Here is a 21,676-nt window from a genome sequence, read left to right as displayed (position 1 = left end):
CGGGGCAGTCGCCTTTTCCGATTACCAGAGGAACCCAGCATGTCCCGCATCGAACAGACTTTTACCGCGCTCAAGGCGCACAACAAGACCGCGCTCGTCACCTTCATCACGGCCGGTGACCCGGGCCCCGAACTGACCGTCCCGCTGATGCACGCACTGGTGGAGGGCGGCGCCAACGTCCTCGAACTGGGCGTGCCATTCTCGGACCCGATGGCCGAAGGCCCGGTCATCCAGCGCGCCTGCGAGCGCGCCTTGAAATTCAATGTCGGCCTGAAAGACGTGTTCGGCTTCGTGCGCGAATTCCGCAAGAACGACCCCGACACGCCGGTCGTCCTTATGGGCTACGCCAACCCGATCGAACGTATCGGCCAGACCGAATTCATCCGCTGCGCAAAAGAGGCCGGTGCCGACGGCGCCATCGTCGTCGACTACCCGCCTGAAGAATGCGCGGCGTTCGCGACCGAAATGCGCGACAACGGCCTGGACCTGATCTTCTTGCTCGCGCCAACGTCGACCACTGAGCGCGTCAAGCAAGTGGCCCAGTACGGTGGCGGCTTCAGCTACTACGTCTCGCTGAAAGGCGTGACGGGCGCCGGTACCATCGACACCGCTGACGTCGCCCGCCGCGTGGCCGCGATCCGCGAGCACGTCAAGCTGCCGATCGGCGTGGGCTTCGGCATCCGCGACGGTGTCACGGCGAGAGCCGTGGCCGAAGTGGCCGACGCTGTCGTGATCGGCAGCCGCATCATCCAGGAAATTGAAAACAGCCCGCCAGACCAGGCCGTCGACGCCGTCCGCGCCTTCACCACCACCATCCGCACCGCCCTGGACGCCCGCTAATCCGCCACCGTCATGTCAATTAGGGTCAGAGTCGAATTATTGAGCAATTTCTCCGGAAAATGTTGTCACTTAATGCGACACTGACCCTCACTGTGATTGCCTCCCGGCTATTGCAATCCAATTAGGGTCAGAGTCGAATTGTTTGACAACTTTTGGCGATTGCCCTTTGAATCCTGTCAATGTCCGGCTGCGATCGTTATGGCCGACGGGTTTTTCACAGGCATACCGCCACATCTGTCCTGCTAATTGAGAAAGCTTAAGACTTTTTCATTTTCCCTCAGTAAATTGATCTCTTCGTAGTTCAACCTGAGGGAGTGTTCGATGAAAAAGCGTGTCAAGCACATTGCAGTGGCCCAGTTCGGAAAGATGCTGGCGGCAGTTTATTTCGTCGCTTTGCTCCCCGTCCTGGCGCTATTTCTCCTCGCCATCCTGACGGGCGTAGAGATGCCGCCCATTGGTACCGGCCTGGTGATCCTGTTTGCAGTGATGTATATCATCAGCATCTATCTCGCCGGAATGCTAAGTGCATGGATCTATAACATCGTGGCTGCGCGCTTGGGAGGCGTTGAATACACCGTCAACGAAATCGCTTCGCCAGCAAAATAATCGCCGAAAATTGCCGCGCAAATAAATTAGGGTCAGAGTCGAATTGTTTGACAACTTTGAGGAATTGCCCAATAAATCTACTCTGACCCTAATTATTGAGAAATTGATTATCCAGCTGATCCATGTGACTCTGTCCCCGATATTGCAAAGAGGATCTGTTGCTGCATGAATTCAGCCGAGGATCGGTGCTATTTATTGGGAAATTATCGAAAGTTGTCAAACAATTCGACTCTGACCCTCATTGTTTGGTGGTGGTCGCCTTGGGCTCAGATGCGGGGTGATGGAGGATGTCTAGTTGGCAATATTGGTGGCTTGCTATGATTCGACAAGCTGCCTCCGAGCGGCTACACTACGCCCCACTGTAAGATTTGCCGCAAAGGAGAGAATATGAGTTGGTTGGAAAAACTGCTGCCCCCTCGGATCCAGCGCTCCGATGCCGCTAACCGCAAGACCATGCCCGAGGGCCTCTGGGTCAAGTGTCCGTCGTGCGAGTCGGTGCTGTACCGGGCGGATATCGAGTCCAACCTGCACGTGTGCCCGAAGTGCTCGCATCACATGCGCATTCGCGCCCGCGCGCGTCTGGATGCGCTGCTCGATGAAGGCGGTCGCTACGACATTGGCCAGGAGACCTTGCCAGTCGATACCCTGAAGTTCAAGGACAGCAAGAAGTATCCGGACCGCCTCAAGGCGGCGATGGAAGCGACCGGCGAGACCGATGCGCTGATCGTCCAGGGTGGTTCGATCATGAGCTTGCCGGTCGTTGTGGCCTGCTTCGAATTCGAATTCATGGGTGGCTCGATGGGCTCTGTGGTTGGTGAGCGCTTCGTGCGCGGCGCGCAGATTGCGCTCGAGCAGAAGGTGCCGTTCATTTGCATTACCGCCACTGGCGGCGCGCGCATGCAAGAGGGTTTGCTGTCGCTGATGCAGATGGCCAAGACCACCGCGATGCTGACCAAGCTGTCCGAGAAGAAGCTGCCGTTCATCAGCGTGCTGACCGATCCGACGATGGGCGGTGTCTCGGCCTCGTTCGCGTTCATGGGCGACGTCGTCATTGCCGAGCCGAAGGCCCTGATCGGCTTTGCCGGTCCGCGCGTCATCGAGAACACGGTGCGTGAGAAATTGCCGGAAGGCTTCCAGCGCGCCGAGTTCCTGGTTCAGAAGGGCGCTGTCGACATGATCGTCGACCGCCGCAAGATGCGCGAAGAAATCGCACGCCTGCTGGCCCTGCTGCAAAACCAGGCGACCGAAGTCCTGGCCTGATCGATTCACAGGCCGCCGCGAGGGCAACCCGCGAACATGATCGCCAGGGGCGACCGGCGCGGGCATGCCAGACGGCGGCCCCTGCGGTCGCCTTTTACATTCCCCGCACCGCCTGCCGATTTCCTCTTTTCTAAGCCCCATGTCCCCACTTCCGACTACCTTGCCCGACTGGCTGGCGCTGCTCGAATCGCGTCATGCCGAAACCCATATCGACATGGGCCTGGACCGCGTCCGCGCCGTCAAGGAACGCCTGCAGCTGGCGTTCTCGTGTCCCGTGATCATGGTGGCCGGCACCAACGGCAAGGGCTCGACCTGCGCGATGCTCGAGTCGGTGCTGCTGCAGTCGGGTTACCGTGTCGGCCTGTACATCAAGCCGCACTTCCTCGACTTCAACGAGCGCGCCCGCATCAATGGCGAGATGGCCTCCGATGATGTGTTGGTCGCCGCCTTCAACGCCGTCGAAGCCGCGCGCGGGGATACTGACCTCACGTACTTCGAATTCACGACGCTGGCCATTACGCACCTGCTGTCGACGAGCGAGATCGATGTCGCCATCCTCGAAGTCGGCCTGGGCGGGCGACTCGATGCCGTCAACGTGATCGACGCTGACGTGTCGATCGTCACCAGCATCGACATCGACCACACGGCCTATCTGGGCGACACACGCGAAAAAATTGGCTTCGAAAAAGCCGGCATCTTCCGCGCTGGCAAAACCGCGATCTGCAGCGACCCGGTGCCGCCCCAGTCGCTGATCGACCACGCGACCAGCATCGGCGCCGACCTGTGGCTGCTCGGCCGCGACTTCAACTACCAGGGCGACCAGCAGCAATGGAGCTTTGCCGGTCGCACCGGGCGCCGCAATTCGCTGGCCTATCCGGCCCTGCGCGGTGCCAACCAGTTGCTCAATGCGTCGGCAGCGCTGGCTGCGCTCGAGGCGCTGCGCATGACCTTGCCGTGCGGCGCCCAGGAAACCCGCGCCGGCCTCGCGATGGTCGAGCTGCCGGGCCGCTTCCAGGTGCTGGCCGGCCGCCCGACCCAGGTCCTGGACGTGGCCCACAATCCGCACGCCGCCGCGACGCTCGCGCAGAACCTTGGCAATATGGGCTTTCACCGTTTTACGTACGCGGTGTTCGGCATCATGGACGACAAGGACATTGATGCCGTCATCGCGCCGATGGCCTCGGTGATTGACCACTGGTGCGTCACGCGCCTCGATTCGCCGCGCTCGGCCGACCCTGCGGCGCTGGCCGACAAGATCGCCCAATTGAAGCCAGCAGGTGCGAAAGCGGGTGATTTTTCGGTGACTGCCTTCGATTCGCCCGCCGACGCTTACGCGAATGCGCTGAGCCGGGTTGAGGAGAATGATAGAATTGTGGTCTTTGGTTCGTTCTACACGGTTGCCGGCGTGATGGCGGCCCGTAAATCCTCACTACACTGATACCTCAATCGCATGGGCTTGTTCTCGTTCGGCACTAAAAACAAGCAAGAAACTGTTCGCGACAGCGGTCACTTCGTCAAGGACGATGAGGCCGCCTACACCGAGCGCGCACGCTCCAAGCGCGCCAGCTCGGCCGGTGAGGGCGGTCGCCGCTCCAGCCGTGGCGATCCGATCCTGCCCGAGAAAAAACGCGCGCGCCGCCGCCTCGTCGGCGCCATTGCGCTGGTCCTGGCCGCCGTCGTGGCTCTGCCGATGCTGCTCGATTCCGAGCCCAAGCCGCTGGCCACCGACATCGCGATCCACATCCCCGACAAGGACAAGGCTGCGCCGCTGCCGGTGCCGTCCGAACAGGTCGCGCCAACAGCCAGCGTCGACAGCGACGAAGAGATCATCGATCCGGTCCCGGCGCCGCCGGCCGGTACGCGCACGCCGCCGGTCGCCGTGGCCGCAGCGCCAGCGGCCAGCGAGGTGCCACCGATGCGCATGCTCGAGCCAGCCAAGCCAGTCGAGACTGTCAAGCCGAAGCCTGAAGCCAAGCCGAAGGCTGAACCCGAAGCCAAGCCGGTGACGAAGCCTGAACCCGTCAAGGCCGAGCGCAAACCGGAGCCCGAGAAAAAGCCCGAGCCCGAGAAAAAGCCGGTCAAGGTCGCCGAGAAAGCCGCCGAGTCGCATCCGAAAGCCGAGCACGTCGCCAAGCCGGCCAGTCCGGACGATGCCGCCCGCGCCATCGCGATCCTCGAAGACAAGCCGGCCGCCAAGCCCGAGCCGAAAACAGTCAAGGCGGAAGGTCCGGCACCGCGCTTCGTGGTGCAGGTTGCCGCGCTGGCCAGCCAGGAAAAAGTCACCGAGCTGCAAAGCCGCCTGCGCGCTGCCGGCGTTGCCTCGTTCACCCAGAAGTCTGGCGAACTGATCCGCGTGCGGGTCGGCCCGTTCAGCAAGGAAGAAGCAGAGAAAGTGCGCGCCAAACTGAGCGGCATCGGTCTGTCCGGCTCGATGGTGCCGCTCTGATCCTCGCTGCCGCGTGACGAGTTTCGATTACCTGGTGCTGTTCGTGCTGATCGCGTCCGTCGTGATCAGCACGCTGCGCGGTCTGGTGAAGGAAATCCTGTCGCTGGTGGGCTGGGTCGTCGCCTTCGTGGTGGCGAATGTCTATGGCGCCCAGCTCGCACCCTTGCTGCCCGAGGTCATTCCGGGCGGGAGCGCGCGCCTGATGGCCGCCTTCATCGTGCTGTTCCTGGGCGTACGAATCCTGATGGGCCTGCTGTCGATGGCGATCGGTGCGGTGGTTGCCGCCACCGGCCTGTCGCTGGCGGACCGGGGTCTGGGCGGCCTGTTCGGCTTGGCACGGGGCATTGTGATCGTGCTGGCCGGCGTCATATTGTGCGGGATGACGCAGATCCCGCAACAGGCATTCTGGCGCGAGGCGCTGTTGTCACCCATTGCCGAAACCGGCGCGCGCACCGTCAAACCATTCTTGCCCGCTGCCTTCGCGGAGCATATTAATTACTGAATCCGTATTACCAGACCAGTATTTGCTGTATTCGCAGTTTTCTGTCATTTTGCACCCAAGCTTTTAGGAGCACCTCATGTGTGGCATCGTCGGCGTCGTTTCGCAGTCTCCCGTCAACCAGCTTCTGTACGATGCATTGCTGCTGCTGCAGCACCGCGGCCAGGACGCTGCGGGCATTGCGACCAATCACAGCAGCATGTTCTCGATGTTCAAGGCCAACGGCCTGGTACGTGACGTTTTCCGTACCCGGAACATGCGTTCGCTGCAGGGCAACACCGGAATCGGCCACTGCCGCTATCCGACCGCAGGTTCGTCGAGCGAAGAGGAAGCGCAACCGTTCTACGTCAACGCGCCATTCGGCATCACGCTGGCGCACAACGGCAACCTGACCAACCAGGCCCAGCTCAGGGATGAGCTGTTCCGCAACGACCGCCGTCATATCAACACCGATTCCGATTCCGAGGTGCTGCTCAACGTGCTGGCCCACGAAATCCAGGAAGCCGCCGATGGCTTCTCGCTCGACGCCGACGCGATCTTCAAGGCGGTCGCTGTCGTGCACCGCCGCGTGCGTGGCGCCTACGCCGTCGTTGCGCAGATCGCCGGCCATGGCATGCTGGCCTTCCGCGATCCGTTCGGTATCCGTCCGCTGTGCCTGGGCGTGAACGAAACCGAAAACGGCAACGAATACCTGGTGGCCAGCGAGTCGGTCGCCCTCGAGGGCCTGGGCTTCCGCTTTATGCGCGACATCGCGCCGGGCGAAGCGGTCTTCATCACCAATGATGGCAAGCTGTCCGAGCGCCAATGCGCCGAGAATCCATCGCTCAATCCGTGCGCGTTCGAATTCGTCTACCTGGCCCGTCCGGACTCGGTGATCGACGGCGCCTCGGTCTACGCCACGCGCCTGCGCATGGGTGAATACCTGGCCGACAAGGTGCTCAGTGAAATCCCGGTCGAAGACATCGACGTCGTCATGCCGATTCCCGATTCGTCGCGTCCGGCCGCCATCCAGCTTGCACTGAAACTGGGTGTGGAATACCGCGAAGGTTTCATCAAGAACCGCTACATCGGCCGCACCTTCATCATGCCGGGCCAGGGCATGCGCAAGAAATCGGTGCGCCAGAAGCTCAACGCGATCATTTCCGAATTCAAGGACAAGAACGTGCTGCTGGTCGACGACTCGATCGTGCGCGGCACCACCAGCCGCGAGATCGTGCAGATGGCCCGTGAAGCCGGCGCGCGCAAGGTGTACTTTGCGTCGGCCGCGCCTCCGGTGCTGTACCCGAACGTGTACGGCATCGACATGCCGACCCGCGACGAGCTGATCGCTTACGGCCGCACGACCGAGGAAGTCTGCCGCGAGATCACGGCCGACCGCGTGATCTACCAGGACATCGACGCCCTCAAGCGTTCGATTTCGGACGTCAATCCGGCACTGAAGAACTTCGAGGCATCGTGCTTCGATGGCATCTACGTGACGGGCGACGTGACCCCGGAATACCTCGATCGCCAGGAAACCGCGCGTCACAATCCTGCTGCCAAGGATGAAGACCAGGTCCGTACCCAACTGAATCTGAACCCTGCCGTTCCAGCCGAGTAAGCATGAGCGAGAAAAAGACCTACGGCTTTACCACGACGATCCTGCACAACGACCGGCACAAGCCGATCGAGCACGGTTCGCTGCACAAGCCAATCCACACGTCGGTCGCGTTCGGCTACGCGGATGCGCGTCAGCTGGCGTCCGTGTTCCAGGGCAAGGAGCCGGGCTTCCGTTATGGTCGCCAGGGCAATCCCACCATCAGCGCGCTCGAGGACAAGGTCAGCAAGATGGAAGATGGCGTCGCCACGCTGTGCTTCGGCACCGGCATGGCGGCCATCGGCGCGCTGTTCCAGGCGCTGCTCAAGGCAGGCGACGCCATCGTCTCGTCGAGCTTCTTGTTTGGCAATACCAACAGCCTGTGGCAGACGGTGGCGGGGCAGGGCGTCGATGTCGCCTTTGTCGATGCGACCGATGTGGCACAGGTCGAAGCAGCGTTGACGCCGAACACGCGCATCGTATTCGTCGAGACGATCGCCAATCCGCGCACGCAAGTGGCGGACCTGGCCCGCATCGGCGCGCTGTGCCGTGAGCGGGGCATCCTGTACGTGGTCGACAACACGATGACGTCGCCATGGCTGTTCCGCCCGAAAAGCGTGGGCGCCGGGCTGGTCGTCAATTCGCTGACCAAGTCGATTGGCGGTCACGGCATTGCGCTGGGCGGCGCGCTGACCGATACCGGCCTGTTCGACTGGAGCGCGTATCCGAACATCGCACCGAATTTTCGCAAGCAGCCGGCGCAGGCCCAGGGCATGGCGCAGTTGCGGGCGAAAGCGCTGCGCGACTTCGGCGCGTCGCTCGGACCGGAAGCGGCGCATCACATCGCCGTCGGCGCTGAAACACTGGCGCTGCGCATGACCCGTACCTGCGCCAATGCACTGGCGCTGGCCACGATGCTCGAGGCTGACGAGCGCGTCGCGAAGGTCCACTATCCGGGCCTGGCGTCGCACCCGCAGCATGACATCGTCACGTCGCTGTTTCGCGCCGGTGGTTCGCTGCTCAGTTTCGAGCTGCACGAGGCCATCGATCCGTTCGATTACCTCAACCGCCTGCAACTGGCGATTCCTGCCTCGAACCTGGGCGACAACCGCACGCTGGTCATCCCGGTGGCCCACACGATTTTCTTCGAGATGGGCGCCGAGCGCCGCGCCAGCATGGGCATTGCCGAGTCGCTGATCCGCGTGTCGGTGGGTATCGAGGACACCGACGACCTGGTCGGGGACTTCCGTCAGGCGCTGGACGCGTAAGCACGGTGTACCGCGTGGCGTTACCGCGTGGCGTAAAGCCATGCAAAGAAGGCCGGCGCGATGCCGGCCTTGTCATTTTTACGGTTGAGTCTCGCTGTAAAAGGGGGCTATGATGCGCCATCGTCACCCTGTCATTTTCCTCGGATGCCCATGAAACGTTTCCTGCTCTGCCTTTCTCTGACTATTGCCAGCACCGTCTATGCGGGCGAGCTGGAAGACGCCAACGCGCTGTTCGAAAAGAAGGATTACGCGGGCGCGCTCAAGCTGTATACCAAGCTGGCCAATGCCGGTAATCCGCAAGCGCAGCAGCAACTGGGCCAGATGTACTGGTATGGCGAGGCGGGCGCGGTCGATGAGGCGGCGGCCAAGGCGTTGTTCGAAAAGTCGGCGGCCAAGGGCAACAAGGTCGCAGCCCAATCGCTGGTCGTCATGGAGCAGCGCGTCACCAGGCGCGCCGAGATCGACTACTGGATCAAGGGTTATGATGGCGCCGAGCTGCAGTCGGGCGAATACCGCTGCCCGTCGCCGCGCATTCCGGCGGTGTCGAAAGTAAACGACGAAATCGACCGCGTTAACAAGCTGGTGACGGGCTGGCAGGATTGTTACAACAAGATGGTGACCAATTTGAATGCGCAATCGCCGCTGACGAAGAAGATTCCGGCCGATATCGCCAAGCTGATGAACAAGCAGGAAGCGGACGCGTCAGCAGCCTACCTGGAGCAGGTGCGGCAGAACATCGCGGAAGGCGCGAAGGTTAGTTCAAAGATGATCCTGGCGGATTTTGCGGCATGGCGCAGTGCGACCGAGGCGTTCATCAACCAGCACAATGCGGTGGTGAAGAAGGCGTCGAAATAAGCGAAGAGGGTAGGGAAAGCGCCGGCCGGGTAGGCCGGCGCCATGACATCAGTTCCAGCTACGCATCAAGCCGACAGCCAGGCCTTCGAGCGCGAACTCTTCGTCCGGCGAGACGGCAATGATATTGAAGTCAGGGTTTTCTGGCAGCAGCTCCACCAAATCGCCCGTCTTGCGATAGCGCTTGACCGTGACTTCATCACCCAGGCGGGCAACGACGATCTGCCCGTTCTTGGCGCTGTCGATTTTCTTGACCGCCAAAAAGTCGCCATCCATGATGCCGGCGTCGCGCATCGACCAGCCCTTGACCTTCAGCAGAAAATCCGGGCGCGCCGCGAACATGGCCGCATCGACGTTATAAGTTGCTTCGACGTGCTCTTGCGCGAGGATCGGATTGCCCGCAGCGACGCGCCCGACCAGCGGCAGTGACATGAACGACGGCGGTGGCATCGGGATCGCCTCGACGCTCGCGCCGATCAGGCGGATGCCGCGCGACGTGCCCGGCGAAATTTCGATGGCGCCCTTGCGCGCCAGTGCTTGCAGATGTTCTTCAGCCGCATTGGCCGAGCGGAAGCCCAGTTCGGACGCGATTTCAGCCCGGGTTGGGGGAAAACCGGTGTTCTCGATCGCTTCCTTGATCAGGTTCAGGATCTGTTCTTGCCGTGCAGTGAGCTTTAGCATAAATGTGTTACAGCAACCGGTTATGTAAGTAACCTGTATTTTTGTACAGTATTCTGCTGCGCGCAAGGTGTATTCCAAAAAAAATCGCAAAAAAAGCCGCGACATCACGGCAAGCACCTGAAAAAGGCGCAAATCGGTGTCGCGGCTGCGTGTATTGGCGTGAATTACGTGCTGCTCAACATCGGGTGATTAGCAGTAGTCTTCTGCGGTGGTCACGACATACTGCGTCTGGATACCGGATTTGATCGTTCGACCCTGGCAGGTAAACTGCCTCCAGCCAACTTCTTGAGTGTATGTGTCGTCGGAATAATACGTCCAGGTCGTGGTGACTCCAGGACCAGCGATCACCGGCGTGGTAATTGCGCTCGACATGGCCAGTGCGGCAACGACGGCGAGAGAGGCGAGATGACGTTTCATGGAACTCCTCAATAAATTTGGATTGAACAACGCTCTGGTGCGGCGGACACTGACGGCGAAGGTCGCTGCATGGACCATCATAGGGTGACAGGCGACGGCCCTGAAGACCTGTCCTGATAGTTGCGATCAACGCCTGGACGGGTTATAATTGCCGGCTTTCCCTTCCCACACTCGTCTTGACGCCGAGGTGGGCATTTGTTAAACGTCCTCAAGGAGTAATGCATGCGTCATTATGAAATCGTGTTTATCGTCCATCCGGACCAGAGCGAACAAGTCCCGGCGATGATCGAGCGTTACAAGACCACGGTGACCAGCCGCGGCGGTAACATCCATCGCGTTGAAGACTGGGGCCGCCGCCAGATGGCATACCAGATCCAGAAGCTGCCAAAAGCACACTACATCTGCCTGAACATCGAATGCGACAACGAGACCCTGGTCGAGCTGGAAACTGCATTCAAGTTCAATGATGCGGTTCTGCGTCACCTGACCGTCAAGCTGAAAAAAGCTGAAACCGCACCGTCGCCGATGATGAAATCGGTACAGCGCGAAGACGCAGCCAAGAGCCACCGTGCCGAAGCCGCTGCGCCAGCAGCCGCTCCAGCCGCTGCGCCAGCGCCTGCTGCTGCTTAAGTTTTCCCCAGTCATTCGTAGTAACCAGTAATACCGGGTGCATAGCGCAAACCACCTCCAGCTCATGGCGACCATCGCCGAGCGCGACGTACTGCGTTACACCCCGGCCGGTGTGCCAATCGTTTCAGCCGTCCTGATGCATGAATCGCAGCAGGAAGAGGCCGGAGTCGACAGGTCGGTCGCGTTCGAAGTCCCCGCGTTCGCCGCGGGCGAGATTTCGGGCAGGTTTGCCAGCGCCGAATTGGGCGCCAGCTACAGGTTCAACGGATTTCTTGCACGGAAAAATCGCAACAGCAAAGCCCTGGTGTTTCACATCATTGATTTCAGTGCCGCTTAACCCGGCAATTTAGATACAGGAGCCTCAAATGGCATTCGGTAAAAAGTTCGACAAAAACAAAGCGAAACTCAAAGAGAAGCGCAAACAGCAAAACCCGCTGTTCAAGCGCAAGAAATTCTGCCGCTTCACCGCCGCTGGCGTTGAGCAGGTGGACTACAAGGACGTCGACACCCTGAAGGACTTCGTCCAGGAAAACGGCAAGATCATGCCAGCACGTCTGACCGGCACCAAGGCGCACTATCAGCGTCAGGTCGACACCGCGATCAAGCGCGCACGCTACCTTGCGCTGCTGCCGTACACCGACCTGCACCACGGTTAATCGTCGGTCACGACAGTCAGACATCTGGAGATCACTATGCAAATCATTCTGTTGGAAAAAGTAGTCAACGTCGGCAACCTGGGCGACGTCGTCAAGGTCAAGGACGGTTACGCACGTAACTTCCTGATCCCACAAAAGATGGCCCGCCGCGCTACCGCCGGCGCCGTCGCCGAGTTCGAAGCCAAGCGCGCTGAACTGGAAAAAGCAGCAGCTGAAAAGCTGTCGGCTGCCCAGGCAGAAGGCGACAAGCTGAGCGGCATGACCGTCACCATCGGCCAGAAGGCCGGCGTTGATGGCCGTCTGTTCGGTTCGGTCACCAACTTCGACATCGCCGAAGCGCTGACCAAGCAAGGTTTCGCTGTCGAGAAGTCGCAAGTGCGCCTGCCGACCGGCCCTTTGAAAACCACCGGCGAATTCCCGGTTGCAGTCGCTCTGCACACCGACGTCGTGTCGGAAATCACCGTCGCCGTTGTGGGCGAAGCTGCCTAAGCACACGCTGTACATGTGCTGAGCACGCAGTTCTGAAAAAGCCGGGTCCGCCCGGCTTTTTTGCTTTTTGGCTTTCCATTATTGCCAGTCGCAGGACCGGAAAAGGTATAATCCCGCCCATGAATGCAGCACCTCCAGATCCGCAACTCGACGCCCTGCGTATCCCCCCGCACTCCATCGAAGCCGAGCAATCCGTCATTGGCGGCCTGCTGCGCGATAACGCCGCATGGGACCGCATTGCCGACTTCATGAACGCGGAAGACTTCTACCGCTACGACCACCGCATCATCTTCGAACAGATGGTGCGCCTGATTAACGGCGGCAAACCGGCCGATGTCATCACCGTCTACGAAGCCTGCAACCAGCTCGGCAAGGCCGATGACGTGGGCGGCCTGCAATACCTGAACGCGATGGCGCAGAACACGCCGTCCGCCGCGAATATCCGGCGCTACGCCGAGATCGTGCGCGACCGCGGCATCCTGCGCAAGCTGATCACGGTGGCCGATGAAATCTCGGGCAATGCGTTCAACCCGCAGGGCAAGGAAGTCAAGCAGATGCTCGACGAAGCCGAGTCCAAGATCTTTGCCATTGCCGAATCCGGCTCGCGCGGCCAGCAGGGCTGGAATCCGATCCAGCCGCTGCTGACGCAGGTCGTCGAACGCATCGACGAGCTCTACAGCCGCGAGAATCAGGGCGAAATCACCGGCGTGCCGACCGGCTTCATCGACCTCGACCGCATGACGTCGGGCCTGCAGCCGGGCGACCTCGTCATCGTCGCCGGTCGTCCGTCGATGGGCAAGACCGCGTTCTCGGTCAATATCGGCGAGAACGTCGCGATCGAAGCCGGTCTGCCGGTCGCGATCTTCTCGATGGAGATGGGCGGCACCCAGCTGGCGATGCGTATGCTGGGCTCGGTCGGCCAGCTCGACCAGCACCGCCTGCGTACGGGCCGCCTGAACGACGAGGACTGGCCGCGCCTGACACACGCCATCCAGAAGATGAACGACGCCCAGCTGTACATTGACGAAACGCCGGCGCTGAACCCGATCGAGATGCGCGCACGTGCACGGCGCCTGGCGCGCCAGTGCGGCAAGCTGGGCCTGATCATCGTCGACTACCTGCAACTGATGCAGGGTAGCCAGCCGGGCGATAATCGTACGGCTGAAATTTCGGAGATTTCGCGTTCGCTCAAGGGTCTGGCCAAGGAGCTGCAGTGCCCGGTAGTGGCGCTGTCGCAGCTGAACCGCTCGCTGGAGCAACGGCCGAACAAGCGCCCGGTAATGTCCGACTTGCGCGAATCCGGCGCAATCGAGCAGGATGCCGACGTCATCATCTTCCTGTACCGCGACGAGGTCTACAACCCCGATTCGCCCGACAAGGGCACGGCCGAGATCATCATCGGCAAGCAGCGTAACGGTCCCATTGGTGCGATCCGCTTGACCTGGATCGGCCAGTACACCAAGTTCGGCAATTACAGCGGCAACCTGTCTGTGTACCAAGGTGACTAAATAACCATTTGTTGTAACACCGAGGCGGCCATTGATGTTTTAATGGCCGCCTTTACGCGTGGCCGCATTCCCGGCGCGACCGCGTAATCCCAGAGAGTCAATACGGAGAATCTATGTTTGGACGTTTCATGCCCACCGAGGGCAAGTTTTTCGATCTTTTCAACCAGCACGCCGCCTTGTGCGTGAAGGGCGCGCAGGAAATGGTCAGCCTGATGACCAATTTCGACGACCTCGAAACCCGCACCCATGCGATCGAGACGATCGAAAAGCAGGCTGACAAGATCACCTATGCCACGGTCGACCTGCTGCACAAGAGTTTCATCACCCCGATCGACCGCGACGACATCCACAAGCTGATCACGCGCATGGACGATATCCTGGACATGATGGAAGACGCGGCCCAGACGATTTCGCTGTACGACCTGCAAGCCGTGACGCCGGAAGCCAAACGCCTGGCCGAGCTGTGCCTGGCCTGCTGCCTGAAGGTGCAGGAAGCCGTCTCGCTGCTGCACAATATGGATAATGCCGCCAAGATGGTCGCGCTGTGCGAAGAGATCGACCGCCTGGAATCGGACGCCGACCACGTGATGCGCGCGGCGATGTCCAAGCTGTTCCGCGACGAGCCGGACGTGCGCAACCTGATCAAGATGAAGGCCATCTACGAGATTCTCGAGACCGTCACCGATCGCTGCGAAGACGTGGCCAACATCATCGAAGGCATCATCGTCGAAAACGCGTAAGCGTCGCAGACCTGCATAACCATGGATAATCTCAACATCAGCATCTACGTGCTGGGAATGCTCGTGCTCCTGGCACTGGTATTCGATTTCATGAACGGTTTTCACGATTCGGCAAACTCGATTGCCACCGTGGTCTCGACCGGGGTTCTGAAACCCCAGCACGCTGTCGCAATGGCGGCATTCTTCAACTTCATCGCGATTTTCGTGGTCAACATGAAGGTCGCCCAAACCATCGGCAAGGGCACGATCGACCCGCACGTGGTCGACCATTACGTGATCTTTGGCGCGCTGGTCGGGGCCATCTCGTGGAACGTCATCACCTGGTACTACGGGATTCCCTCGTCGTCGTCGCACGCGCTGATCGGCGGCCTGGTGGGCGCGGCCGTGGCGAAGGCGGGCACCGGCTCGCTGATCTCGGGTGGCCTGATCAAAACCGTGGCGTTCATCGTCGTCGCACCGCTGCTGGGCTTTGTGCTGGGCTCGATCATCATGCTGATGGTGGCCTGGATCTTCGTGAAGTCCACGCCCAGAAAGGTCGACAACCTGTTCCGCAAGCTGCAACTGGTGTCGGCTGCGGCGTATTCGCTGGGCCACGGCGGCAACGACGCGCAAAAGACGATGGGCATCATCTGGATGCTGTTGATCGCCGCCGGTTACACGAGCGCGACGGCCGAATATCCACCGGCCTGGGTCATCATCTCGTGCTACGCGGCGATCGCGTTCGGCACGCTGTTCGGCGGCTGGCGCATCGTCAAGACCATGGGCCAGAAGATCACCAAGCTCAAGCCGGTAGGCGGTTTCTGCGCCGAAACGGGCGGTGCGGTCACGCTGCTGCTCTCGAGTGCATTCGGCATTCCGGTCTCGACGACGCACACGATCACCGGCGCCATCGTCGGCGTGGGCGCCGCGCGCAAGACCTCGGCCGTGCGCTGGGGCGTGGCGGGCAATATCGTGTGGGCGTGGATCTTCACGATTCCCGCGTCGGCCTTCATGGCGGCGGTGGCCTGGTGGATCGGCACCAAGATCATGTAAGTGCGGTGTGAACGCAACGGGAAACGGCGCCATTGGCGCCGTTTTTTTATGCGACGCGGTTTGCTGCCTGACGCTGGGGGCAGGCGTTGAACCAGGGTAATGCTCGTCACTGCACAACTTTTCACTATTTAACGCTGACTGCGCCAAAAAAAAACGCCCGCCGGTGAGGGCGGGCGTTTCAGGACTGCGTCTGCGCGGCGCAGACGGCACAACAATTACAGCACGTCGCTGGCGTGATCGGCCAGGCGCGAGCGTTCGCCGCGCGCCAGTGTGACGTGGCCACCGTGGTTCCAGCCCTTGAAGCGGTCGACCACATAGGTCAGGCCGCTCGAGCCTTCGGTGAGGTACGGCGTGTCGATCTGCGCGATATTGCCCAGGCACAGGATCTTGGTGCCAGGACCGGCGCGCGTGACCAGCGTCTTCATCTGCTTGGGCGTCAGATTCTGCGCTTCGTCGATGATGAGGAACTTGTTGACGAACGTACGGCCGCGCATGAAGTTGAGCGACTTGATCTTGATGCGCGAGCGGATCAGGTCCTGCGTTGCCGCGCGACCCCAGTCACCGGCATCGCCGTCGGACTTCATCAGCACTTCGAGGTTGTCGTCGAATGCGCCCATCCACGGAGACATTTTTTCTTCCTCGGTGCCTGGCAGGAAGCCGATGTCTTCACCGACCGGCACCGTCACGCGGGTGACGATGATCTCGTTGTAGAGCTTGGTCTCGAGCACTTGCGCCAGGCCGGCGGCCAGGGCCAGCAGGGTCTTGCCGGTACCGGCCTGGCCCAGCAGCGTGACGAAGTCGCATTCCGGATTCATCAGCAGGTTCAGTGCGAAGTTCTGCTCGCGGTTGCGCGCCGTGATGCCCCACACATTGTTCTTGTTGTGGCTATAGTCGCGCAGGGTTTGCAGCACGGCGGTCTTGCCGTCGATCTGCTTGACCTGGGCGTACAGCGGCGACTGGCCATCCTTCGGCTCCATGTAGACGAACTGGTTCGCCAGCAGCGTTGGAATCAACGGACCGGTCACGCGGTAATAGGTCGCCGAGTTGCCGTTCTTGTTTTCCTGCCACGATTCGACGTCCTTGCCGTGCGTGTCCCAGAAGTTGTCCGGCAGCTGGACGATGCCCGAGTACAGCAGGTCGCTGTCTTCCAGCACGTGGTCATTGAAGTAGTCTTCGGCCGGCAAGCCGATGGCGCGCGCCTTGATGCGCATATTGATGTCTTTCGACACCAGCACGATCGCGCGGCCCGCTTGCTGCTGCTCGAGTGCGCGCACGACGCCCAGGATCTGGTTGTCGGCTTTGCCTTCAGGCAGGCCTTCCGGCAGCGGCGCACTGGTCAGGCGGGTCTGGAACAACAGGCGGCCCTTGGCATCCTTGTTGCCCAGCTTGGACAGCGGAATGCCGGACTCGATCGCGTCGTCATCAACGTTGGCGATCAAGGCGTCGAGCGTGCGCGACACCTGGCGTGCATTGCGCGCCACTTCGGACATGCCCTTCTTGTGGTTGTCGAGTTCCTCGAGCGTCATCATCGGCAGATAGACGTCGTGTTCCTCGAAACGGAACAGCGAGCTTGGGTCATGCATCAGCACATTGGTATCCAGCACGAACACCTTGGTCAGGCCCGAACGGTCGGCCTTGCGGCTGGTGGACGACTTGACTGGCGCTTCCACTGGCTTCTGCTTGGCGGAATGCAGTTGCTCGGCATCCTGCTCGCGCAGCTTGGCCGAGATCGGGGCAACGTTCGCTGCCTGAGGTGCAGCTTGAGGTGCAGCTTGAGATACAGCCTGAGATGCAGCTTTTGGTGCAGCTTCAGGAGCAGCCTGCGGCTTCGTTTCGGCAACCGGGGGAGTACGCACGGGCGCTTGCGCGGCGGCCAGGGTGTCTTCGGCTTTACGGCGGGCGCGCGACTTCGGCGTCGGCACGGCTTGACCGCTGATCAGGTCATCGACTTCAGGGTCGGGCTTGGCCGAGATCGAACGCACCGGCGAACGACCGGGTTCGGCCTTGGGGTAATCTTTGACCAGCAGCATGGTTGCTGGCTCATTCGGTATTTTTGGCAGTGGCATCAGGTTCTCAATCTAAAAAAAGTCTGGAAGACCGTGCGCGCGCGGGCCACATGGCGCTGGCGCACGAGATGACGCGACTAAACAGGGATAAGGGGAGTTGCGGTTGAACTGTTGCAACACGGCCGAGCCGGGAAATGCGCCGGCCCGGCGGGCAACCGGGTGGGGATAGTGCAGGTGCAGGACAGGTTGAATTACAGGTCGACTCAAAATAAGTGGCAGCGATCCAGCAGGTTGAACAAACTGGAGCCATCCATTGTCAGGGCTGGCTCTTCAGAAATTCCAGCACTTCAGTCACATGGTCACTGACCTTCACGCCACGCCATTCTTTCACCAATCGGCCTTGAGCGTCAATGACAAACGTACTGCGCTCGACCCCCCGCACTTTCTTGCCATACATGTTCTTCATCTTCATGACGTCGAACTGGGTGCACACGGCCTCGTCGGCGTCCGAGATCAGCTCGAACGGCAGGCCGAGCTTGGATTTGAAGTTCTCGTGCGAACGCAGCGAATCGCGGGACAGGCCGTAGATGTCGGCGCCCAGTGCCTGGAACTCGGGATACGCTTCGCGAAAGGCGATGCTCTCGGTGGTGCAGCCAGGGGTATTGTCCTTGGGATAAAAATACAGCACCGTGTACTTGGCGGGACGGCCGAGCAGTTCAAACGGTTTCTCGCCCGTCATCGGGGCGGTGAAGGGGGCAAAGGTTGCATGTTGGCTCTCGGCCACGGGATTCTCCTGACGGTCGCAGCGCAGCTGCAGGTGACCCTCCCGGCGCGCCATGGCGGGGAGCGGCACCTCATGATAATCCGTCGGTGCTATCCGCCGCTAGTACTCTTGTGGGCAGAATCGCAATATTTACCCGGATTGAAACGTTTGCGGGCCTGTTGAACCGCTGTTGTATCGATTCAGGCGGTGCGTTCGAGGATCAGGGCCAGCGTGACCTTGCGGCCTTCGCCCATCAGCACGTTGTAGGTGCGGCAGGCGGCGCCATTGTCCATGCTCTCCACGCCAATGTGCCGGCTCGACAGGCTGGTGACCAGGCGAGGGTGCACGAAGCGCTGGCGCGCCCCGGTGCCGAGGATGACGACGTCCGGCGCATCCTGCGCCAGTTCATCGAAATGGGCGGCGGTGAGCTGGTCGAAATCGGTCACGTTCCAGGGGCGTGGCGGGATCTCCGGCAGCAGCGTCAGGCTGTAATCGTAACGCTGGGCGTTGATCTCGACGCCGCTGGCATCGACGCCGGTCACGGTCTGGTATTGCTGGGTATTGTCGGAATGGAGCTTCATGGCGATAGGCGAAGTGGGCGCTGGTAAGCGGTGACTGTGCGGATGCCCATTGTAACCGGATCGGCAAGGTTGCCTAAACCGTGCGCTTTGGGCAGAATGGTATTTTTGCGCACTGCAACAGTGCAGGCGTTTTCCAGGGGATACTGTGCGACCGATTGCCAAATCGAACAAGCTCGACGACGTCTGCTACGAGATCCGCGGACCGGCCCTGGAGCAGGCGCGTCAGATGGAAGAAGACGGCCAGAAGATCATCAAGCTCAATATCGGCAACCTCGCCGTGTTCGGCTTCGATGCGCCGGACGAGATCGTCAGCGACATGATCCGCAATATGCACGGCGCAGCCGGCTACACGGACAGCAAAGGCATGTTTGCACCGCGCAAGGCGGTCATGCACTACACGCAAGAGAAAAACATCACCGGCGTGACGATCGACGACATCTACCTGGGCAACGGAGCGTCCGAACTGATCGTCATGTCGATGCAGGGCTTGCTGAATAATGGCGACGAGGTGCTGGTGCCGGCGCCCGACTATCCGCTGTGGACCGCCGCCGTCAGCCTGGCCGGCGGCGCGCCGCGCCACTACATCTGCGACGAAGGCGCCGGCTGGATGCCCGACATCGCCGACATGCGCAGCAAGATCACCCAGAACACGCGCGCTATCGTCGTCATCAACCCGAACAACCCGACCGGCGCCCTGTATCCGCGCGAAGTGCTGCTCGAGATCATCGAACTGGCGCGCCAGCACCAGCTGATCATCTACGCCGACGAAATCTACGACAAGACGCTGTACGACATGGCCGAGCACGTCTCGATGGCGTCGCTGGCCGACGACGTGTTGTTCGTGACGCTCAATGGTCTGTCGAAGAACTACCGCTCGTGCGGCTACCGCGCCGGCTGGATGGTGGTCTCGGGCGAAAAGCGCCATGCCAAAGGCTATATCGACGGCCTGAACATGCTGGCCTCGATGCGCCTGTGCGCCAACGCGCCGGGCCAGTTCGCGATCCAGACCGCGCTGGGCGGCCACCAGAGCATCAACGACCTGGTGGGTCCTGGCGGGCGTCTGCTCCGGCAGCGTGACCTCGCCTACAAACTGCTTACCGATATTCCGGGCGTGTCCTGCGTGAAGCCAAAAGCTGCGCTCTACATGTTCCCGCGCCTCGATCCGAAGATGTACCCGATCACGGACGACCAGCAGTTCATTTGCGAACTGCTGACCGAGGAAAAAGTGCTGCTGGTGCAAGGCACCGGCTTCAACTGGATTGCCCCGGACCATTTCCGGCTGGTATTCCTGCCTAATTCCGACGACCTGACCGACGCTTGCGGACGCATTGCGCGCTTCCTCGACGGTTACCGACGGCGCCACGCCTGATTCAGCGCGTCGCGCCCAGACCTCACGAGAAACAGATTTTATGAAACCGATTCAAGTTGGCCTGCTGGGCATCGGCACTGTTGGTGCCGGCACCTTCCATGTACTCAAGCGCAACCAGGAAGACATCCGCCGCCGCGCCGGCCGCGGCATCGAGGTGACGATGGTTGCCGCGCGCAATACCGGGCGCGCACGCACGGTCATCGGTGATGGCGTGGAGGTTGTCAGCGATCCGTTCGCCGTGGTGAACCATCCAGACATCGACATCGTCGTCGAACTGATCGGCGGTTACGAGCTGTCACGCGAACTGGTGCTGCAAGCCATTGCCAACGGCAAGCATGTGGTCACCGCCAACAAGGCGCTGGTGGCGCTGCACGGCAACGAGATTTTCGCGGCCGCACAAGAGAAGGGCGTGATCGTTGCGTTCGAAGCTGCCGTGGCCGGCGGCATCCCGATCATCAAGGCACTGCGCGAAGGCCTGACTGCCAACCGCATCGAATCGGTGGCCGGCATCATCAACGGCACCACCAACTTCATCCTGTCCGAGATGCGCGACAAGGGCCTGGACTTCGCCACCGTGCTGGCCCAGGCGCAGGCGCTGGGCTACGCCGAGGCCGATCCGACCTTCGACATCGAAGGCGTGGACGCCGCGCACAAGCTGACCATCATGTCGGCGATTGCCTTCGGCATCCCGGTGCAATTCGACAAGGCCTACGTGGAAGGCATCAGCCAGTTGCAGGCAGTCGACATCCGCTACGCCGAACAGCTGGGCTACCGCATCAAGCTGCTGGGCATCACCCGTCGCACGACAACTGCCGCCGGCGAAGGCATCGAGCTGCGCGTGCACCCGACCCTGATCCCGGCCGCGCGCCTGATCGCCAATGTCGAGGGCGCGATGAACGCCGTGCTGGTGCACGCCGATGCCCTGGGCGTCACGCTGTACTACGGCAAGGGCGCCGGCGCAGAACCGACCGCATCGGCCGTGATTGCCGACCTGGTCGACGTGACGCGCCTGGCCACCGTCGACCCGTCCGGCCGCGTGCCGCACCTGGCGTTCCAGCCGAACCAGATGAGCGACGTGGCAATCATGCCGATGGCCGACATCACCACCAGCTACTACCTGCGCGTGCACGTGCAGGATCAGCTGGGCGTGATGGCCGACCTGACGCGCATCCTGGCTGACGGCAACATCTCGATCGACGCCGTGCTGCAAAAAGAGCCGGGCAACCAGACCGATATCGACATCATCATGCTCACGCACCAGACGCAAGAGAAGAGCATCGATGCGGCGATTATCAGGATCGAGGCGATGCCGGCCGTGATTGGCAAGGTGACGCGGATTCGTCTGGAGTCGCTGGGCTGAGCACAGGGTGGCTGCAGGGCGGCCACCCGCATCATGTAGGCCGGGTAGTGCCCCATGATTCTTCCATGCTGTTTCGTATCGCCGGTCACGACCTTCG

Annotated in this window: 23 protein-coding genes; 18 read left to right on the top strand and 5 right to left on the bottom strand. The window is 61.1% G+C overall.

Going from position 1 to position 21,676, the window contains the following annotated elements:
- The first annotated feature begins 39 nt into the window (after window positions 1–39).
- From trpA to AC56LH_RS13215, 9 genes are all read left to right on the top strand, one after another.
- Window positions 40–840, top strand: coding sequence for a tryptophan synthase subunit alpha (trpA, locus tag AC56LH_RS13255; protein WP_499646704.1), 801 nt, complete (start codon window positions 40–42; stop codon window positions 838–840).
- Between the two features lie 321 nt (window positions 841–1,161).
- Complete coding sequence (locus AC56LH_RS13250; RefSeq protein ID WP_499646703.1) at window positions 1,162–1,446, top strand: hypothetical protein; 285 nt, start codon at window positions 1,162–1,164, stop codon at window positions 1,444–1,446.
- Window positions 1,447–1,833: 387 nt separating this feature from the next.
- Entirely contained in the window at window positions 1,834–2,706 is an 873-nt protein-coding gene (gene accD, locus AC56LH_RS13245) for an acetyl-CoA carboxylase, carboxyltransferase subunit beta (protein WP_499646701.1), read from the top strand.
- 139 nt (window positions 2,707–2,845) lie between these two features.
- A complete protein-coding gene (gene folC / locus AC56LH_RS13240; protein WP_499646699.1) occupies window positions 2,846–4,144 on the top strand; it encodes a bifunctional tetrahydrofolate synthase/dihydrofolate synthase in 1,299 nt (432 codons plus the stop codon).
- 12 nt (window positions 4,145–4,156) lie between these two features.
- Entirely contained in the window at window positions 4,157–5,152 is a 996-nt protein-coding gene (locus AC56LH_RS13235; protein WP_499646697.1) for an SPOR domain-containing protein, read from the top strand.
- 13 nt (window positions 5,153–5,165) lie between these two features.
- Window positions 5,166–5,654, top strand: coding sequence for a CvpA family protein (locus AC56LH_RS13230; protein WP_499646695.1), 489 nt, complete (start codon window positions 5,166–5,168; stop codon window positions 5,652–5,654).
- 76 nt (window positions 5,655–5,730) lie between these two features.
- Window positions 5,731–7,251: an amidophosphoribosyltransferase gene (gene purF, locus AC56LH_RS13225; protein WP_183555519.1), complete on the top strand. Its 1,521-nt coding sequence runs from the start codon at window positions 5,731–5,733 to the stop codon at window positions 7,249–7,251.
- Window positions 7,252–7,253: 2 nt separating this feature from the next.
- Window positions 7,254–8,495 carry a cystathionine gamma-synthase family protein gene (locus AC56LH_RS13220; protein ID WP_499646693.1) on the top strand — a complete coding sequence of 414 codons (1,242 nt, stop codon included), beginning with the start codon at window positions 7,254–7,256 and terminating at the stop codon, window positions 8,493–8,495.
- A gap of 150 nt (window positions 8,496–8,645) precedes the next feature.
- The gene (locus AC56LH_RS13215) at window positions 8,646–9,350 is read left to right on the top strand and encodes a tetratricopeptide repeat protein (protein WP_499646691.1); all 705 of its coding nucleotides are present in this window, start codon (window positions 8,646–8,648) and stop codon (window positions 9,348–9,350) included.
- Between the two features lie 48 nt (window positions 9,351–9,398).
- Here AC56LH_RS13215 and lexA read toward each other — a convergent pair whose 3' ends face one another.
- Both lexA and AC56LH_RS13205 read right to left on the bottom strand, forming a co-directional pair.
- The gene (lexA, locus tag AC56LH_RS13210; RefSeq protein WP_332531557.1) at window positions 9,399–10,028 is read right to left on the bottom strand and encodes a transcriptional repressor LexA; all 630 of its coding nucleotides are present in this window, start codon (window positions 10,026–10,028) and stop codon (window positions 9,399–9,401) included.
- Between the two features lie 189 nt (window positions 10,029–10,217).
- Window positions 10,218–10,445 carry a DUF6289 family protein gene (locus AC56LH_RS13205; protein WP_499646689.1) on the bottom strand — a complete coding sequence of 76 codons (228 nt, stop codon included), beginning with the start codon at window positions 10,443–10,445 and terminating at the stop codon, window positions 10,218–10,220.
- Window positions 10,446–10,667: 222 nt separating this feature from the next.
- On the opposite strand from AC56LH_RS13205, the gene rpsF reads away from it, so the two are divergent.
- The 7 genes from rpsF to AC56LH_RS13170 all read left to right on the top strand — a co-directional run bounded on the left by rpsF (window position 10,668) and on the right by AC56LH_RS13170 (window position 15,500).
- The gene (rpsF, locus tag AC56LH_RS13200; protein ID WP_183555516.1) at window positions 10,668–11,075 is read left to right on the top strand and encodes a 30S ribosomal protein S6; all 408 of its coding nucleotides are present in this window, start codon (window positions 10,668–10,670) and stop codon (window positions 11,073–11,075) included.
- A 37-nt stretch (window positions 11,076–11,112) separates the two neighbouring features.
- Window positions 11,113–11,412: a primosomal replication protein N gene (gene priB, locus AC56LH_RS13195; RefSeq protein WP_499646687.1), complete on the top strand. Its 300-nt coding sequence runs from the start codon at window positions 11,113–11,115 to the stop codon at window positions 11,410–11,412.
- A gap of 28 nt (window positions 11,413–11,440) precedes the next feature.
- Window positions 11,441–11,731, top strand: a complete 291-nt coding sequence (gene rpsR, locus AC56LH_RS13190) for a 30S ribosomal protein S18 (RefSeq protein WP_183555514.1) — start codon at window positions 11,441–11,443, stop codon at window positions 11,729–11,731.
- A gap of 36 nt (window positions 11,732–11,767) precedes the next feature.
- Window positions 11,768–12,220, top strand: a complete 453-nt coding sequence (gene rplI, locus AC56LH_RS13185) for a 50S ribosomal protein L9 (protein ID WP_183555513.1) — start codon at window positions 11,768–11,770, stop codon at window positions 12,218–12,220.
- A gap of 119 nt (window positions 12,221–12,339) precedes the next feature.
- Window positions 12,340–13,728: a replicative DNA helicase gene (locus AC56LH_RS13180; protein ID WP_343025177.1), complete on the top strand. Its 1,389-nt coding sequence runs from the start codon at window positions 12,340–12,342 to the stop codon at window positions 13,726–13,728.
- A 113-nt stretch (window positions 13,729–13,841) separates the two neighbouring features.
- Window positions 13,842–14,468, top strand: coding sequence for a DUF47 domain-containing protein (locus AC56LH_RS13175; RefSeq protein ID WP_183555511.1), 627 nt, complete (start codon window positions 13,842–13,844; stop codon window positions 14,466–14,468).
- 21 nt (window positions 14,469–14,489) lie between these two features.
- The gene (locus AC56LH_RS13170; protein ID WP_183555510.1) at window positions 14,490–15,500 is read left to right on the top strand and encodes an inorganic phosphate transporter; all 1,011 of its coding nucleotides are present in this window, start codon (window positions 14,490–14,492) and stop codon (window positions 15,498–15,500) included.
- Between the two features lie 215 nt (window positions 15,501–15,715).
- Here the strand turns inward: AC56LH_RS13170 and AC56LH_RS13165 are convergent, their stop codons facing one another.
- The 3 genes from AC56LH_RS13165 to AC56LH_RS13155 all read right to left on the bottom strand — a co-directional run bounded on the left by AC56LH_RS13165 (window position 15,716) and on the right by AC56LH_RS13155 (window position 18,850).
- Window positions 15,716–17,530: a PhoH family protein gene (locus AC56LH_RS13165; RefSeq protein ID WP_499646685.1), complete on the bottom strand. Its 1,815-nt coding sequence runs from the start codon at window positions 17,528–17,530 to the stop codon at window positions 15,716–15,718.
- Between the two features lie 292 nt (window positions 17,531–17,822).
- Window positions 17,823–18,290, bottom strand: coding sequence for a peroxiredoxin (locus AC56LH_RS13160; RefSeq protein WP_499646683.1), 468 nt, complete (start codon window positions 18,288–18,290; stop codon window positions 17,823–17,825).
- Window positions 18,291–18,469: 179 nt separating this feature from the next.
- A complete protein-coding gene (locus tag AC56LH_RS13155) occupies window positions 18,470–18,850 on the bottom strand; it encodes an Mth938-like domain-containing protein (protein WP_499646681.1) in 381 nt (126 codons plus the stop codon).
- A 145-nt stretch (window positions 18,851–18,995) separates the two neighbouring features.
- Here AC56LH_RS13155 and AC56LH_RS13150 point away from each other — a divergent pair, with 145 nt between their 5' ends.
- Both AC56LH_RS13150 and AC56LH_RS13145 read left to right on the top strand, forming a co-directional pair.
- Window positions 18,996–20,219, top strand: a complete 1,224-nt coding sequence (locus AC56LH_RS13150) for a pyridoxal phosphate-dependent aminotransferase (RefSeq protein ID WP_499646680.1) — start codon at window positions 18,996–18,998, stop codon at window positions 20,217–20,219.
- Window positions 20,220–20,259: 40 nt separating this feature from the next.
- On the top strand, window positions 20,260–21,579 hold the full coding sequence (locus AC56LH_RS13145; RefSeq protein WP_499646679.1) for a homoserine dehydrogenase: 1,320 nt from the start codon (window positions 20,260–20,262) through the stop codon (window positions 21,577–21,579).
- Window positions 21,580–21,676: the final 97 nt, after the last annotated feature.

It is taken from the genome of Telluria sp. LT1R51-2, assembly GCF_059685775.1.
This window is presented reverse-complemented; position numbering and strand designations above follow the sequence as displayed.